The 17,555-nt window shown below is 52.5% G+C and carries 11 protein-coding genes, 1 tRNA gene and 1 pseudogene; 7 read left to right on the forward strand and 6 right to left on the reverse strand.

What is annotated here, in order from left to right:
• Together DXA36_RS33555 and DXA36_RS14295 are read left to right on the forward strand one after the other, a co-directional pair.
• Positions 1-546, forward strand: a pseudogene (locus DXA36_RS33555) (hypothetical protein); the annotation flags it as partial.
• Between the two features lie 185 nt (positions 547-731).
• Positions 732-805 (forward strand) — tRNA-Arg (locus DXA36_RS14295).
• 169 nt (positions 806-974) lie between these two features.
• Here the strand turns inward: DXA36_RS14295 and DXA36_RS14300 are convergent.
• From DXA36_RS14300 to DXA36_RS14315, 4 genes are all read right to left on the reverse strand, one after another.
• Entirely contained in the window at positions 975-1,772 is a 798-nt protein-coding gene (locus tag DXA36_RS14300) for a M55 family metallopeptidase (RefSeq protein ID WP_243114669.1), read from the reverse strand.
• On the reverse strand, positions 1,750-1,821 hold the full coding sequence (locus DXA36_RS34410; RefSeq protein WP_118680332.1) for a M55 family metallopeptidase: 72 nt from the start codon (positions 1,819-1,821) through the stop codon (positions 1,750-1,752). The genes DXA36_RS14300 and DXA36_RS34410 overlap by 23 nt, the downstream gene beginning before the upstream one ends.
• Before the next feature lie 37 nt (positions 1,822-1,858).
• Positions 1,859-4,024 (reverse strand): glycoside hydrolase family 95 protein, encoded by a 2,166-nt coding sequence (locus tag DXA36_RS14310; RefSeq protein WP_118680227.1) that lies wholly within the window; start codon positions 4,022-4,024, stop codon positions 1,859-1,861.
• Between the two features lie 95 nt (positions 4,025-4,119).
• The gene (locus DXA36_RS14315; RefSeq protein WP_182479074.1) at positions 4,120-7,386 is read right to left on the reverse strand and encodes a DEAD/DEAH box helicase; all 3,267 of its coding nucleotides are present in this window, start codon (positions 7,384-7,386) and stop codon (positions 4,120-4,122) included.
• Between the two features lie 280 nt (positions 7,387-7,666).
• Between DXA36_RS14315 and DXA36_RS14320 the strand changes: the two genes are divergently transcribed.
• From DXA36_RS14320 to DXA36_RS14335, 4 genes are all read left to right on the forward strand, one after another.
• Entirely contained in the window at positions 7,667-8,368 is a 702-nt protein-coding gene (locus tag DXA36_RS14320; RefSeq protein ID WP_182479075.1) for a response regulator transcription factor, read from the forward strand.
• 6 nt (positions 8,369-8,374) lie between these two features.
• A complete protein-coding gene (locus tag DXA36_RS14325; RefSeq protein WP_118680229.1) occupies positions 8,375-9,787 on the forward strand; it encodes a sensor histidine kinase in 1,413 nt (470 codons plus the stop codon).
• Between the two features lie 108 nt (positions 9,788-9,895).
• Positions 9,896-12,367 (forward strand): ABC transporter permease, encoded by a 2,472-nt coding sequence (locus tag DXA36_RS14330; RefSeq protein ID WP_412250089.1) that lies wholly within the window; start codon positions 9,896-9,898, stop codon positions 12,365-12,367.
• A gap of 19 nt (positions 12,368-12,386) precedes the next feature.
• Positions 12,387-13,070: an ABC transporter ATP-binding protein gene (locus DXA36_RS14335; protein WP_118680334.1), complete on the forward strand. Its 684-nt coding sequence runs from the start codon at positions 12,387-12,389 to the stop codon at positions 13,068-13,070.
• Between the two features lie 126 nt (positions 13,071-13,196).
• Here DXA36_RS14335 and DXA36_RS14340 read toward each other — a convergent pair whose 3' ends face one another.
• Entirely contained in the window at positions 13,197-14,072 is an 876-nt protein-coding gene (locus tag DXA36_RS14340) for an alpha/beta hydrolase (protein WP_118680231.1), read from the reverse strand.
• Positions 14,073-14,312: 240 nt separating this feature from the next.
• Here DXA36_RS14340 and DXA36_RS14350 point away from each other — a divergent pair, with 240 nt between their 5' ends.
• Positions 14,313-15,890 carry an ABC transporter substrate-binding protein gene (locus tag DXA36_RS14350; protein WP_118680233.1) on the forward strand — a complete coding sequence of 526 codons (1,578 nt, stop codon included), beginning with the start codon at positions 14,313-14,315 and terminating at the stop codon, positions 15,888-15,890.
• A gap of 78 nt (positions 15,891-15,968) precedes the next feature.
• Here the strand turns inward: DXA36_RS14350 and DXA36_RS14355 are convergent, their stop codons facing one another.
• Positions 15,969-17,546, reverse strand: a complete 1,578-nt coding sequence (locus tag DXA36_RS14355) for a response regulator transcription factor (RefSeq protein WP_182479076.1) — start codon at positions 17,544-17,546, stop codon at positions 15,969-15,971.
• Positions 17,547-17,555 lie beyond the last annotated feature (9 nt).

Here is a 17,555-nt window from a genome sequence, read left to right on the forward strand (position 1 = left end):
AGCCGGATACTGAAGCTGTCCGATGCGTTTGAAAAGAAGGTCCCATCCCCCGAGCTGGAAGTAAAGGTAACGATGCTTAATATTAATCTGGGGAAAAACCGGGAGCTGATGGAGAAGTGCAGAACCCTTAGGGAATACTGTATGTTTGTGGAGCGTATCCGGGGATACGCCAAAGAGTTGGAGATTGCGGACGCCGTGGAGCGGGCGGTGACAGAATGTATCCGGGAAGATATTCTTGCGGATTTTTTATCCGCACAGAGGGCGGAGGTTATAGCCATGTCAATCTTTGAATATAACAAAGAAGAAGAAATGAAGAAAATCCGGGCCGACGAATTCAGTATTGGAAAAGATGCGGGAAAAGCGGAAGGAAAGGCAGAAGATGTGCTTGATCTGCTGGAGGATCTGGGTGAAATTCCGGTTGGGCTGCGGGAGAAAATCCTTTCGGAAACCGACCTTGCGCTTTTGAATCAGTGGCATAAGCAGGCGGCTAAAGCAGGAACTATACGGGAATTCATAGAAAAGGCAGGATTGCCTGACATCCTCTGAATTTTTTTGTAATTTCGTGCTTCCGGCATATGCCCTGTCTTACGGTCTGCGCAGTAAATGCGCAGACCTGCCTGAACTGTTGCGGATTGTAACCTTAAAAATATTTTTTTACCAAACCCCTATTGACATTTATTGCTGTATCGGGTAAAATATAGAACGTTGCCGGAGTTAATCCGTAACGTGATGTGCGCGTAGCTCAGCTGGATAGAGCGTCTGACTACGGATCAGAAGGCCGGGAGTTCGAATCTTCTCGCGCACGCTGACAGAGAATGCTGCAGAATGGTTATTTATCATTTTGCAGTATTTTTTTACCTCCGGAAGCCGTCTGGCTTCCGGAGGTTCTTTTTTTACAACCGTTCAGACAGGTCTGCGCATTCACTGCGCAGAGCGTTAAAAGCGCGGCGGGTCAGGGCATCCGTTGTTTTTCCTTAATACAAACCGTTGCTGTATACATTGGATGCATTGGAAACCGCCATCAGGAGATCCACCGCTTCTACCGGACCCGCTGCATGGAAACGGCTGGTAATGGGATCCATCATTTCCACTCCCGGAATGGAGGCGGCGGCAAGGGCAAAACCGGGGAATTTATAAGTGATTTCCACATCAACTTCCTCCAGCTTTACCGGCGGTATCTCCCGGCAGCATTTCACCATTCTTTCCGTCGTTTCTTTGATGCTGCGGGTGACAGTCTCAGGATGCAGACAATTGGCGCAGCTCCGGTTTATCGCATTCTTTGTGGTAACATAGCCGATAGCCGGATTCCATTCCTTCACTTCTTCCTGCAGGCAGTCATCACCGGATACCAGGATGACAGGCACCCCATAGGCGCCCGCCAAAGCGGCATTTATGGCAAATTCGCCGGCCGGCTTTCCGTTATAGCTGACATTGAAAAAAACGCCGCCGCTGATTGTGTGTGCCAGCACACCGCCCGTCCCGCTGCGGCTGTGGTAGCCCACAAACACCGCGGCATCGAAACTGCCGTCCAGTCCGCACATCATCATCTGGGGTTTGGGATAGCCGGAAATCAGCCGGGCCGCCGGATGGATATCCTCAATACACAGGTTGCGCATCGTACCGTGGGCATCATTTACCACGATTTCATCCGCGCCGGCCAGCAGGGCTCCCTCAATGGCTGCATTCACATCACCGGCCATAAGCTTCCTCGCCCTTTCGTACTCCTCCCTACCAGGAGCAAGTGCCTTTTCAAGGCACTGGGAAGTTTTTATGGGTGATACCGGTTATTCCTTCCATATCCGCAGAAATATAAATCTTCATAGCACATATCCCGCCTTTCTTTTTTTATGCATCCGGATTACTCTTTCCCGTAGATCCGGTGCTGTGTCTCTTTCCCATCCTTCCAGGAGATATCCACGCATTTTCTTCCCTTGATGCACAGCCCCTTCACATAGCCTTCCTGAAACTGCCGGGGAAGCGCCGGCAGCAGCGACACACTGCCTCCCCTGTCCTGTACCAGCATATTGGCAATCCCTGCGGTACCGCCGAAGTTGCCGTCTATCTGGAACGGCGGATGGGCATCCCACAGGTTGGGATAGGTGGAACGGGTGAGCAGGGTACGCAGGTATTCATAGGCTTTCTCTCCATCCCGGAGTACGGCAAACAGATTAATGATCCAGGCACAGCTCCACCCGGTATGGCCGCCGCCGTTTTCCAGCCGGTGCATAAGGGATACCCGGCAGGCTTCCGTAAGCTTTTCATCCCCGGCAAACAGCTCCGAAGGGAATAAACCGTATAGGTGGGATGCATGGCGGTGCCCGGGCTCCGGCTCTTCGTATTCTTCATGCCATTCCAGAAGCTGTCCGAAGCTTCCCGTACGGAAAGGGGCAAGGCGGGGCAGCTTCTCCCGGATTTCGTGGTAAAGCGCATCCTGGATGCCGAGGATCTCACATACTTTACAGTAATGGGTAAACACCTCTTTTACGATTGCCATATCCATGGAGGACGCATAGGTTACACCGGTGGTCCGCCCGTCCGGTAGACGGAACTGGTTTTCCGGAGAGGTGGAAGGGCAGGTTACCCATTCCCCCTGGTATTCCACCAGCCAGTCATTGAGAAAGAGCGCAGATTCCCGGATGACGGGGGCTGCCGTATCCCTAAGATAATCCTCATCCCCGCTGTATTCATAGGCCCGGAAAATTTCCTGGGTCAGCCAGGCTCCGCCCATGGGCCAGAAAGCCCAGTTTACACAGCCGTCTCCTCCTGCCGTTTCTCCGGGGAGCAGGCCCACAGGGCTGGTGTTCCCCCAGTAATCCACATTATGGTGGGCTACGCTTCCTCTGCAATGATAATTGACTGCAGCTGTTTTCTTTCCTTCCCCGCACACCTTTTCCACAAAACGGATATACGGCTCCAGACATTCCTCCAGGTTACAGCTCAGGGCATGCCAATAATTCATCTGGGTATTGATATTAATGGTCCAGTTGCTGCTCCAGGGCGCACGCAGCTCCCAGCTCCAGATTCCCTGCAGATTGGCAGGCAGGCTCCCTTTCCGGGAGGACGCAATGAGCAGGTATCTCCCATATTGGAAATACAGGGCGTAAAGTCCGTTATCCGTTTCCCCTTTCTTCAACCGCTCCAGACGTTCGTCCGTGGGAAGCGCTTTCTGTTCTCCCAGATACAGCTCCACTTTATCATAAATCTTGCGGTAATCCCGGATATGCTCTTCCTTCAGGGTTTCATAATCTGCATTTTCCCCTGCTGTCTCCCGCTTCATAGCAGAAAGCATCAGTACGCAGCGGGAGGCTTCCGCGATATGGAGCTTGTCTCCCTCTTCTGTGATACGGCCGTCGCAGTCCAGCACACGGACCGCCGCCTCCACATGCATTCCCCGGGTTCCCTGGATGACGGAATTCTCCCGCAGGGGGACATAAGAGGGATCCACATGCTCCGGGCACTGTCCCGTAATCTGCAGCGCACGGTTTTCCGCCTTCACCGAAACGCACAGCCGGGAGTCAAAGGATGCAGTAAAACCCAGGATCGGTTTGTCCGCCGTAAGCCGGACAAAAATAGCCTTTGCCGGGTAGCTGGCAAAATATTCCCGTTCATATTTCACTCCGCCGCAGGTGTAGGAAACCCGGGCCACCGCACGTTCCAGATCCAGCTCCCTCCTGTATGCCTCTGCGTTTTCCCCACCGCCGCCTTCCCGGGCAAACTGCAGCAGCAGATTCCCCAGGGGCAGATAGGACTCGTTGTATTCTCCAAGCATATTATTTTGAATCAGCCGTTCCGCTTCCTTGTTTTTCCCGGAAAAAACAAGCCTGCGCACTTCCTCCAGGCAGGCCGCGGCCTTTTCGTTATTCTTATCCTGATAATAGCCCGACCACAGGCTTTCTTCATTCAGTCCCAGGACTTCCTCCCCGACGCCTCCCATAATCATGGCCCCGAAGCTGCCGTTTCCGATAGGCAGGCTCTCTTCCTGGCACCGGGCGCTTTTTTGATACCAAAGCAGCATATCCTTCATTTTTTTCCTCTCTTTCCTTAGGAGCTGTCACGGCAGTTTCCTAACCACAGGGCGGCGGCACAAGGGGCCGTGAACAGCAATAAAACCTTACTTGTTCAGACACGCAGAATTTCCATCAGCTCTTCCCTGGTAAAGGAGGCCGTTCCCATTTCCTCTCCTCCCAGAATCTGGTCTGCCAGCTCTTTCTTTTTCTCCTGAAGCTCCACGATCTTTTCTTCTATCGTCCCTTTGGCAATCAGCTTGTATACCGTCACCACATTCTTCTGGCCGATGCGGTGCGCCCGATCGGTGGCCTGGTTCTGGACCGCCGCATTCCACCAGGGATCAAAGTGGATGACAATATCCGCCGCCGTCAGATTCAGCCCGGTTCCCCCCGCCTTCAGAGATATGCAGAACACCTGGGTTTCATCTTTGTTAAAGCGTTCCACCAGCTCCATTCGTTTCAGCTTCGGGGTACTTCCGTCCAGGGCATAAAAGCTGATTTTCTCCTGAAGCAGCCCCTGTTTCAGCCGTTCCAGCATGGAGGTGAACTGGGAAAAAAGCAGGATTTTATGTCCGCCCTCCGCCGCATTGCGTATCAGCTCCATGCAAAGCCGGGTCTTGGCCGAGTCTCCCGCATAGCCTTCAAACAACAGGGCCGGATCGCAGCAGATCTGCCGCAGCTTGGTAAGCTCTGCCAGCACCTGGATCTGCGCGCCGGCAAATTCCTGCTCCGTCTGTTTGGAAAGGATTGCCAGAAGCCGCTGTACATGGGCATCATACAGGCTGCTTTGCTCCCCTTCCAGAACAGCCACCATATGTTTCTCGATTTTATCCGGCAGATCCGTGAGCACATCCTTTTTCAGCCTCCGAAGGACAAAGGGACGGATCATCCGGTGCAGGCGCGCCGCCGTCTCTTCCTCCCTTCCGGTCACAATGGGAGTTTCCAGCTCCTCCCGGAAACGGCTGTAGGAAAAAAGGAATCCCGGCATGAGGAAATCGAAAATACTCCAAAGCTCGCTGAGACGGTTTTCCACCGGCGTACCGGTGAGGGCCAGCCGAAAGTCCGCGGTGATCTGTTTTACCGCCCTGGATGCCTGGGTGGCATGGTTTTTGATAAACTGGGCCTCATCTATTACCTCACAGGCAAAGCTTACTTTTTCATAAAGCAGGACATCCCGCCGCAGAAGGTCATAAGAGGTGATTATCACGCCCTTTCCGTCCTTCTCTGCCCTTCGCAGGAGAGCCTCCCGTTCCCCGGCATTTCCGGCGGCCGTGTACACGGGAAGGGCCGGGGAAAAACGTTCCAGCTCGCTTTTCCAGTTATAAACAAGGGAAGCGGGGCACACGATCAGCCAGGGCTTTCCCGGTTTTCCCCCGCTTTCCTTCCATTCCGAAAGGAGGAAGGCTATGACCTGCAGGGTTTTCCCTAGCCCCATATCGTCTGCCAGAATGCCGCCGAAACCGTTGGCTTTCAGGGTTTTAATCCATAAAAAGCCCTGCTTCTGGTATCCCCGGAGAATGCTGTCCAGTTCCTGCGGTATCTCAAAATCATTGTCCTCCACTGTTTTCATGTTCCGCACAAGGGAACGGAAGCTTTTATTTTTCTGCAGGGAAAGACTGCTGTTTTCCTTAAGGCTGTTGTCCAGATACATGGCACGGTAACGGGGAAGCTCCGCTCTGCCGTCCTTTATGGCAGAATCAGTTAACATAAGATCCTGTTTCAGCCTGCCCAGTGTGCGGAGGCCGTCATCACTCAGATCCACAAAGCTGCCGTTTTTCAGCCGGTAATATTTCTTGCGCCTGTCATATCTGGACAGGATATCAACCAGCTGATCCACCGGCATTTCTTCCGACTGCAGCGTGAGCTCCAGCAAATCCCCCTCCAGGGATACTCCTACATTCACATGGGGCGCAGGAAGCACACGCATGCCTCTGACCGCATCGGAAATATACACATCGCAAAGCTCCTGGAGCCGGGGAATCCCCTCCTGAAGAAACGTGAAAAGCCGATCTTCATCCGCTGAAATCACCATCTGATGCTTATCGGGATCATAAGCATTGAAAAAACCGCCCACCAGCCCCGCCATCTTCATCTCTCTGTGGGCGTCCCGCCGGTCCGCCAGATTGAAATTCTCGTAAAGATTGTGTTTTTCCTCCCCGTAGACCGAATACAGCTCACAGGTGAGCAGATCCCTCTGAGGCGCGTCCAGATAAATCTCAAATACAACTTCTTCCGGAAGGTATTCCTTTGGTACAAAATTCTGCATTTTCACGGAAAAATGCTCCCGGAGCACAGGAAGCATATCCCGGACAAAAGCCGGCAGCTCCCCCGCCGCCACATAAAGCCCGTTCTTTCCGAAGCTGTCCATATAGAGAAGGAATTCCCGTATCTCCTCGATCCGCTCCCTGTCCGCCTTCCAGATAATCCCGCCGTCAAAAAAACAGGCGTATCGTTTTCCGGTCATAAGGGACATGCGCTGCAGCTTTATGGAAATCCCGGCTTTGTCCCCATAGATTTCCAGAAGCCGTTCCGGTTCCCCTTCCCTGATTTCCCATTCACAGCTTTCCCCATCCTCCGTCATACCGGAAAGAGGGGCATTTTCAGCAGCTTCCAGGAAATCGTCCGCCAAATCCCCCGTAATGGTCAGCTCTCTTTTGTATACGGCAGACAGATAATTCCCCATATAGCTGCTGCCCTTGAGAAGCGTATACTGCAGGAACCGTACCATCGGCCTGCACTCCGGTGCAAACGCCTCGGGATGATGGTAGAATTCCAGTTCCTTTCCATAGTTCACCCGTTCATTGCGGGCAACCGCATTTACAAAATCCCCGATGTTTTTCAGCACATACATCCTTGTGATCCCTATCCGGAATTCCACCTTCATGACCCCTCCAACCAGTTGGAAAAAAGGTTCCAGCCGTACTTTTCCCAGGATTTCCTGCTGCATCAGGTTCACCTTGTCCCGCATCATATACTGCCCCAGTATTCCGTCAAAGCCATAGGTCGTGGCGCGGACGGAGGGAATCTGCGCCCTGCTCACGGGCACGGCCCCTGATACCGTCTTACCGGCCTTACGCATATCCAGATACGTAAGCAGGACAGCCGTGCAATGCTTACACAGCCCCGCATAATTATAAAAAGCAGGGCATTCACACTCGTATTCCAGAATCTCCCTGTAGTCTTCATCTATTTTAATTTTCACTTCATAAAGGTTTCCATGGCTGCCGTTCACACCGGCCTTCATAGAAACCACTTCGAAGCCGTCTTCTTTTTCCTTTGTCCAGTTAAGGTTTCGCACGGATCCTCTCCGGCTTAATTCTTCCCCTTTTTGAAAGGTGCCCTTATGACATTCCCGACGGATATCTGTCCGGTTAAGCATATTCTCGGTTTCCTCCGCTGTCCTTGTGTTTTTCCTGTCCGGTCCCGGTACAGGATGAACCGGGTTAATCATATCATTTTTCACGGGAAATATCTATAAAAAATGTATCACGGGAGGATTGATATTATGTTATGTTGCAGGCGGTATATAAAAAACACAAAAAATAGGTGTTCTCCGCAGTGAGAAACGGATATAATTGAGAGGCAGCCGAAGGCATAGGCGCAGGAGTTTTTTCCTGATGCCTTCAGTTAACCCGCGGGAATAAGGAGCGACGATTTCTATGGACGGCAGGATTTTGCTTGTGGATGATGAAAAGGATATTGTGGATCTGCTGGAAGAGGTTTTGGGGAAGGATGGGTTTTCATGTGTGGAGAAGGCATATTGCGGGATGGACGCCATCAGGATGTGCAGGGAATTTTGTCCGGATATTGTGATTCTGGATGTGATGCTTCCAGATCTGGACGGCCTGGAGGTTTGTAAGAAAATACGGGAATTTTCTTATTGTTCTGTTCTTTTCCTTTCTTCACGGAACGATGATATTGATAAAATCCTGGGACTGGCCTGCGGAGGGGATGATTACATTACCAAGCCCTTCAGCCCGCGGGAGGTGGTTTACCGTGTCAGGGCGCAGCTGAGGAGGCAGCAGTATCAGTCCGCTTCTTCCCGGGACACAGGTCTTCTGGCGGCAGGCCCGCTGACTCTGGACAGAGAAAGCGGACGTGCCTATAAGGAAGGGCGGGAACTGTGCCTGACAGGACGGGAATTTCTGCTGCTGGCCTGTCTGATGGAGCATGCGGACCGGATTCTCAGTAAGGAACAGCTTTATGAGCAGGTTTGGGGGGAATACAGCAGTATCTGTGACAATACGATAATGGTCCACATCCGGCATCTGCGTGAAAAGATAGAGGACACGCCCTCTGATCCACGGCAGCTTGTTACGGTAAAGGGACTGGGTTATAAGTTAAAGAAAAGGATGGGATAAGGCGAGATGAACAGCTCCGGTTACCGTACGGTTTTTCATATTTACCTGATTTTTTTCCTGTCGTTTACAGGGGCGCTGGCGGCGGCATTCGTACTATTTTTCCTGCTCTTTTCGCTGCGCAGGCCGGATGGGACTCTGGTAAGGAGTGACTGGCCCGCCGCGTTTACGGAACAGTTCCGGGAGCAGATCGTTATTTCGGACGGACAGCCGCAGCTGCGTCAGGCGGGAATGAGGCTATTGCAGGAAGAAGGCGTCGGGCTGCAGATCCTGGACGAATCCGGCCGGGAGCTTTACAGCTTCCGGAAGCCGGAGCAGGCGCCTGACATCTATTCTGCCCCGGATTTGCTGCTGCTTTCCGGAGAAGGACGGATACGGGAGGGGCAGGGCAGCTGTTTCGCCGCTTCGGTATCGGAAAACGGCAGGGACTATTGTTATCTCCTCCATTTTCCCATGAAAGTTTCCAAAACCACCATGTATCTGAACGGGCTGCGGTTCACCGGCGGAAAAACGGTTATCCTGACTGCTGCCGGCGTGCTTTTTCTCGTTGTGCTGTTTTCGGGGCTTGCTTATGGTGTCTTTACCACCCATAGTATGAAGCGGCTGACCGTCTCCGTGGAGGAAATTGCAACCCGCAGCTACCTGCCGGTAAAAAGCGGGGGCGCCTTTCGTGATCTCTATGACAGCCTGAACGCCCTGGATCGGGAAATCCGTGCCGGTGACCGGCTGCGGGAGCAGACCGATACCATGAGGGAGGAATGGATAGCCAATATCACCCATGACCTGAAAACGCCCCTCTCCCCTGTCCGGGGCTATGCGGAGCTTATGCAGGACGGCTCCCCGCTCAAAGAGGAGCAGCGCCGGCAATATGCGCGGATCATCCTGAAAAACACTTCGTATATGGAAACCCTCATCGATGATCTGAAGCTGACCTACCAGCTGAAAAATGGCATGATCCCTCTAAAGAAGGAAGAGCAGAACCTGGTCCGTTTTCTCCGGGAACTGGTCATCGACATCCTGAACACCCCCGAATATGAGCAGCGCCTTATCCACTTTGAGACCGCCGGGGATACGCTCCTTTTTTCCTTTGATTCCACTCTCCTTACCAGAGCGTTCCGGAATCTCATCCTGAATGCCTTTCTCCATGGTGAGCCGGATACCCAGGTGTCCCTGCATATCAGCAGGGAGGGCAATACCCAACTTATCCTTGTATCCGACGACGGGAGGGGGATTCCCGAACAAGATCTGGAGAACGTCTTCTGCCGCTATTACCGGGGGACCGGTGCCGGTGCAAAACCGGAAGGGAGCGGCCTGGGGCTTGCCATCGCTCAAAACATCGTACAACTGCACGGCGGCACCATTTCCGTTTCCAGCCGTCCGGAGGAAGGAACCTCTTTCCGTATCTGTTTCCCCTTGTCTTAAGGTTAATTAAGGTTGCCTGAAAATGTAGTTAAGGTTGGCCGTTTATCATGTTCCTATGATAACCGTCAACCTTTTTTCGCATCGTAAGGAGGTGCAACCTTGCCTGTTATATGGAAATACATTCTCACCAACGTAAAGGAACGAAAAATGCGTACCGTGGTCATGCTGCTTTCTATCCTGCTGTCCTCCATGCTGCTTTTTGTGTCTTTTTCCATCGGTGCATCCTATGAAAGCGCCCAGCGGAAAATGGCCCGGGGAATGGCCGGCAGCGCCGTTCTGTCCGTTGCCTCATCCGATCCTGCCGGCTTTACCGCGCCTGACGCCATCCCCGATCTCCCTTCTGTCCGGGCAGACGTGGAAATCCTGGAGGCCGCGGCCCTCTATCAGGAAAATGGCTATTTCGAAACCATTGATCTGGTAGCCGCACCTCTGGAGCAGCTGAACGAAATCAATCCGCCCCGCCTGGTAAGCGGTGAAGAGCTTTCCGGTTTTACCGGAAACCGTATCCTGCTGCCTGACCGTTTTACTTCCAAATATGGGATTGCAAAAGGAGATACCATCACTGTGCAGCTGAAAGGAGAAGCCGTGAGCTTGGAAGTGGCGGATATCGCTGCCTACGATACCGTTTTTCTGCGTCACACAAGAGGAGCCACCGCCCTTCTTCCTATGGACACCCTGGCCGGGCTGCTTGGTGCGGGAGACGGCTGCAGCCGGATCCTGGTGGAACCTTCGGATGGGGTGCCTGCACAAACCCTGAAGCAGGAACTGGAGGCAGCCCTTCCTGACGGCTTGTATCAGGTAACCGAGGTGGTGGATGAAACCAGCGTCGCCGCACAAGCGAGGCAGAAATCCATGCCCTTTTTCCTGATCAGCTTCTTCTCTCTCACCATGAGTATCTTCCTCATTTTCAGCAGCTATAAGGTTATTACCCTGGACCGCCTGCCCGTTATCGGCACCTTTCGCAGCATCGGCGCCACCCGGAAAGCGGTCTCCGGTATCCTTTTGCTGGAAAGCCTCCTGTACGGCTTTACCGGAGGGCTGCTTGGCATACCCTGCGGCATCCTGGTTCTGCGTTTTCTGCTGCAGGGCATGGGCGAAACCCTTTCCCAGGGCATCGCCATACCGGTGGTGATATCCCCTGCGGGCATCCTCTGTTCCCTGTCCGTAGCCGTTATCATCTCCCTTCTGAGCGCCTGGCTGCCGGTACACAGGGCGAGCCGCCTGCCGGTAAAAGAAGTGGTGCTTGGAACCGTGGAAGAAAAACAGGTGTCCCGCCCGCTGCTGCTCCTTATAGGTGCCGGCCTGTTTCTTCTTTCCATCCTGCTGCCCAAAGCAGCCCCCGATAACCTGCTTTATCCGGCGGGTGCCCTATCTCTGCTGGGACTGCTCTGTGCGGCAATCATGCTTGTCCCGATGCTGACCAATGCGGCTTCCCGGTTACTGGAATTCCTCTATGGTTTCCTTCCCGGAAATGAAGGCCGGCTCGCTGCCAGAAATATGAGGGACAACAAAAATATCACCCAGAATGTCACGCTGCTGTTCATCAGCATATCCGCCGTCATTGCCATCCAGGTTGTGGGAAACTTTGTAACCACCTATGTAAGCGATGTTTTCAACGGCGCCGCGTTGGAGGGTTTTGCGGACGGGACCATGGATCAGGGTTTTGTGGATGCGGTGAAAGCCATGGGCGGAGTGGAGGATGTCCTGCCTCTGTATGTTTTTGACAAGCAGCTGCAGGGAAACGGCCACTCATTTTCCCGCCTGGAAGCCGCTCCGGATTTGGAATTATACAACGCCATGTTCGCCATTCATTATACCGATCCGGATAAAAAAGAACAGGCGGTTGACGCCTTCGGTTCCGGCCGTGCCATCCTTCTGAGCAAGGACTGTATGGAGCGCACCGGCTTCTGTGCAGGAGACACCATAACCCTGTCCGACGGAAACGTACAGAAAGACTATACCGTGGCGGGAAGCTTTCAATCCAGGGCAACCGATGTGGAAGCCGTCATTCCCTCCGCCTGTGCCGCCGCCGATTTCACCCCTCCGGCTTATGGCTTCCTCGCCTATACCGCTGCCGATCCTGAAGCCGTCATGGTACAGATACGCAGCCTTTTCGCCGACACTCCCAACTGGAGCCGGACGGTGGAGGAATTCAATACGGACGCGCTTTCCACCGTCGGCGCTTTCCTGCAGCCCATGCACAGCATGACCTATTTTATTCTGCTTCTGGCTGCCGTAGGCGTGATCAACAACCTGCTGATCAACTATATGCAGAAACGGCGTGTCATCGCCATGTATAAATCCGTAGGTTTAAGCTGCCGCCAAAACCTGATTATGACCTTGCTGGAAGGGTTCTCCTCGGGTCTGCTGGGCGCCCTGCTCGCTATGGTTATCTCCTGGCAGGAAATACAGACAATCTTTCTCGCAGCCGGTCCGAAAATTTCCATGTCCCCCCGTCTGGAAGCCTCCGACTTTCTGACAGCCGGACTGATGGGAATCCTGGTGACACTGATCGGCTCCGCTGTCCCTGTCTGGAAAAGCCGCCGTATGCACCTGATTGAAGAAATAAAATTTGAATAAGAAAGTGAAGGCAGATACTATGAAAGCAGAAAAAAATATTGCCGTGGAAGGCAGACATCTTGTCAAAGATTTTAATCCGGGCGGCACCCCCACAAAGGTGCTCAAAGACGTTTCCCTTAAGGTGGCGCAGGGGGAATTCGCAGCCATCATGGGGCCTTCCGGTTCCGGGAAAAGCACGCTCCTCTATATCCTGGGCGGCCTGGACTCCCCCACGTCCGGATCCGTCCTTCTCAACGGAACCGATATTTCCCGGTTTGACGATGCAAAAATGAGCCGGATCCGCAGACAGAAAATCGGGTTTGTTTTTCAGTTTTACAACCTCATACCCAACCTGAGCGTGGAAGAAAACATCCTGCTCCCCCTGCTGCTGGACGGCAGGAAAAAGCAGGAATATAAAAAGGATCTGGAACACATCCTGGATGTCGTGGGCCTCTCCCACCGCCGCAGGCATACCCCCCGGGAATTATCCGGCGGCCAGCAGCAGCGGGTGGCCATCGCCAGAGCCTTGATCGGCAGGCCCGAAATCCTTTTTGCCGACGAGCCTACCGGCAACCTGGATACCGGAACCGGCGCCGAAATCATGGAGCTTCTCCGGGAAATAAACCGGGACAGCGGCCAGACTATCCTCATGGTCACCCACTCGCCGGAGGCCGCGGAAAGCAGCAGCCGGATCATAACGGTACGGGACGGGGTTATCTGTTGATATATCCTCCAAAAGGCCGGACAGCTTATAACAAAGAAACGTAACTGTTCAGTACCCTCACAGTTACAAAGAAACAACAATTGCAGGCGGCCTGTCCGGCCTGAAGCGTATTTTCCCTTCTATGCCTTACAGCATTCGATCCAGGAACTCCAGAATCCTCTGTGACATCTCCTCCTGGTAAAATTCCATCCCCATATGCCCGGCCCCCTGTATGCGGTAATACTCCACAGGCACCTTATTCTGTGTCAGGACCTCATAAAAGGCATCACTGCCTGAAATATCCACCAGCGTATCCTCAGTTCCGTGGGCCAGGAAAAACGGAACCGTATTTTCCTTGACATAATACTGTGCTTCCATTTTTGCCGCCCTTTCGGGTTCCGCCTCCGGATCGAAGCCCAGAAGCTGGACTGTGCGGGAATCGCCTGTGGTTTCCGGCAGCGGCACGCCGTCCATGGACTGCCGTGCCGGTTTCCGTCTCAGGGCTGCGGGACCATAATAATTTACCACAGCCGATACCCGGCTGGACTGTTCCAGATATTCTCCCACATCAAAGGCAGAAATACCGTTTGTGACACCCACCATAGCTGCCAGATTACCGCCGGCGGATTCGCCTCCGACAGCGATCCGCTCCGGATCAATCCTGAATTCATCGGCATGTGCCCTCAAAAAACGGATCGCCTTTTTGGCATCCTCGATTTGCGCCGGAAAATGGGCGCTGTTGGACAGCCGGTATTCAATACTCGCCGCCGCATATCCCCTTTTTGCAAAATAGGTCAGCCATGGAATATAAGCGGAACGTTCCATTGTTGCAAAACCTCCTCCGCATAACCAAACAAACAACGGCCTTTTCTCTCCCTCCTCCGGTCTGAAGGGCAGAAGGAGATCCAGCTTCAGATCCTTATAGTTATAAAAGGGAAACCAGTAAGGCACTCTGGCGAACGTAATGCCGGACAGCAAAGTGATCGGCGTGCCGGTCAACGGTACATAAATATTTTTTTTCATAGGAAAGCCTCCTTCACAGAAAATGATATAATAAAGGAACGGTTCAGACGTATCTGAACGGTGACATAATAAGTATAAAAACTGTGCCGCCTGAAAAACAGAACAAAGCTGTCCCCTTTTGACAGTATTGTGTCAATTGACAGCAGAATCGTTCTTTTATCAAACGAAGGCTTCCCATAAAATAAACTTACCATCAGAGGAACGGTTCCACCGTACGATTCAGAAAGAGAGGAATTTACTATGAAAAAGAAAGTGTTAGCGCTTATACTCGCTGCGGCTGTGGCAATCGGCCTCACAGCCTGCGGCGGTAAGGACAGCGGGAGTCCGTCGGGTACCGCATCTGCCTCCGCCGGGCAATCCGGGACAACGGAGGCCGGCAGTTCAGAGGCCGGGAATACCGATACACCGGAAGAATATTATTTTGAAGAGCTGCAGCATTTGGTTATGGCATTCCCTACCTGGACAGGCGCGCCGGCGGATTTGGAAATGGTTACGGAAAAGGTCAACGAAATTTTACGGGCAAAATACAATATAGAAGTGGAATTCCAGATCAGCGACTCTGGATCCTATAAGCAGAATATGACACTCGCGCTTTCCAGCGGGGAACAAATAGACATCCTGAGCACCCTGTTTGCAAGCTATTCCAATATGGTAAACCAGGGGTATCTGATGGATCTGGAGGAGGACGAGCTGCTTCAAACCTATGGACAGGGAATCATCGAAGTCCTCGGTCAGGAATATATAGATGCCTGCCGCGTGGGCGGTGTTCTCTACGGACTCACCAATACCCGCGATTATGCATCGGGCCGCGGCTGTATCGCGGTAAGCACCGAATATCTGGATGGTATCGGGTATGAAGCCCCCGCAGATGCCGGAGAAATTATTAAAATAACCGAAGAAGAACTGAATGAAATTTTCGCAAAGCTCCATGCCGGATATCCGGAGCTTGAGGTATACCGTCCTGCGGCGAACGACCTGGTCCAGCAGACGATGATCGATCAGATCGGCGGCGATAACTTCGGCGTCCTCCTTGGGACAAGTGAGGAATTAAAAATAGTAAACCTGTTCGAATCCGATGAATATATGAACTTCTGCAAAAGGGTATATAATTGGAACCAGCTGGGCTATATCAGCAAGGACGCCGCTGCTGATACCACAAACGTCATAACCCTGGTAAAAGAAAATGTTCTGATGGCCTACGGCACCGGCGGCAAACCGGGCAGCAAGGTGCAGGAATCCACCGGCGGCGGACGGGATATGACCATCTTCCAGACCAGGGAGGATTATATCTCTTCCTCTTCCATATCGAGCTATCCCTGGGTTATGCCCATAACGACAGCAAGTCCCGAAGCATCCATGGTTTTGTTAAATGAACTGTATACCAATCCCGCGCTTTCCGACCTCATCATTTACGGTATCGAGGGGAAGCATTATGAAATTACAGAGGATGGCTTTCTGGATGCCAACGCCGGTACAAGCCCGGATACCTACTCCACATTAAACTGGCTGTACCCTAATCAGTTCGCCAGCACCGTCCTGGTGGGAAATACGGCGGATCTGTGGGATCGTACCAGGAAATTTAATGAGGAAGCAATAAAATCCCCCGCCATGGGATTTGCCTTTGACAGCACAACAATCACAACAGAACTCACGGCGGTAACTAATGTGTATGAAGAATACCAGAAGAGCCTGGAATATGGCTTCGTGGATCCGGAAGTGGGGATTCCCGAAATGCTGGAAAAAATGAACAATGCAGGGCTTGCGAAAATCATCGCTGAAAAACAGGCACAGCTGGATGCCTGGGCGGCGGCAAAATAACTAAAATACTGTATAAAAAAGAACCGGTGAGGCTTTCAAAGCTTCAACGGTTCTTTTTCCGACAATCGTCCTGGTACGTCATCCCCTGAACTCCCTCGGCGTAACTCCCGTAAAACGCCTGAACTGCCTGGAAAAATAAGAGATATTCTGAAACCCGCATCTGGTTGCTATCTCACTGATGCTGCGATCCGTTCCCGCCAGCATCCGTTTCGCCTCTTCTATCCGTTCATAAATAATATAGTTGGTCAATGAAAAACCGGTCTCGCGCTTGAACAGATGAGACAGGTAATCCGGCGTGAGATACACCATGGCCGCCAGCGATTCCCGGGTCAGCTCCTGATCCAGATGGGTATGGATATAGTTTTTAACACTTATTACAGCCGCATCCCGGCCCGATGCATTTAAGCCGTATTCCTCATACAGCTTCAGCACTGCATCGACCCAGTCCCGCAGATTCTGGATGGACGAGCAGGCCTGCTCCACGGAAAACTGCGCGATCCGTTTCTGGAACAGGGGCAGCGCGTCCTCGTTCGCGGTTTCCATACAACGGAACAAGGTCTGCAGAAAGCCGTAATAAAAATGGGACAGCGTGTCCCTTGTTATACTCCGCGAATGCTGAAGCGTGTTCAAAAACATATCCGCCTCCGACGCAAGATTGCTGATTTTGCGGGAAAGCAGCAGATCGCTCCAGCGTTTCGAAGAAAAAGCGACCTCCGCCCCTGCTGTATCCGTTTTCGCGTTCTCCGCAAGATCGAATACATGATTTTCCAGCGATACATTTTTCATGGCCGCATCCTGCAGCTCTTTTAAGGTTTCCTGGAATTCCGAAATCCTGCACCCGGATGCGGCAATATAAAAGTTGAACGTATTGGGAAAACGGGGCACAAAATCCGTCAGTGCCTGCGTGCACCGGGACAGCAGGGCTTCCCTGCTGTGCCCCGCTTCAGGCAGGGGCAGAAAGTAAAACTGTCTGTTTTGGCGTACCGCCACCGGGATCTCCTCTCTGTTATAAAAATATTCCCTGGCGATATTTTTCAGCAAAAATTCATAGAGATCCTTTTCCACAGGAAGCTTCTCCATGCCGTTGCACTGGATTAGGAGGATCAGATAGGAAAGCTCGGCGGCCGCCGGGTTGAGGTTGCGCAGATTCAGTTCACTTGCAATTCCCTCTTTCCTGCTGGAAATTGCACCTTCGGAAAGGTCCAGCCAGAACAGCTCCCACAAATACAGCTCGCTTTCCTTCCAGTAATTGGCCTGCTGGGTGTCCAGTCTGGCATTTTTCTGCTGGCGGTACTGATTAACCGCTTTCGTGACGGCGCCCAAAAGCTCCTCTTCCCCCACCGGTTTCAAAAGATAATCGATGCTGGTCAGACGCATGGCCTTTGAGATATATTCAAATTTGGCATAGGCGGTCAAAAAAATACAAATTGTATCCAGTCCCTGCTGCCGGATATGATCCAGAAGCTCCAGACCGCTGCCGCCGGGCATTTCTATATCCAGGATCATAACAGCAACGCTATGCCCCGCAAAATATTCCAGGGCCTGGGTCATGTTGTATGCGCAGAATATCTCATCGAACACCGGGCCCTTCTGCGCTATTTTTTTCTTTGTGCCTTCCGCGCTGTAATATTCGTCATCTACAATCAATAAATTCATCGGTACCCC

It is taken from the genome of Eisenbergiella sp. OF01-20 (assembly GCF_003478085.1).
Lineage (GTDB): Bacteria > Bacillota > Clostridia > Lachnospirales > Lachnospiraceae > Eisenbergiella.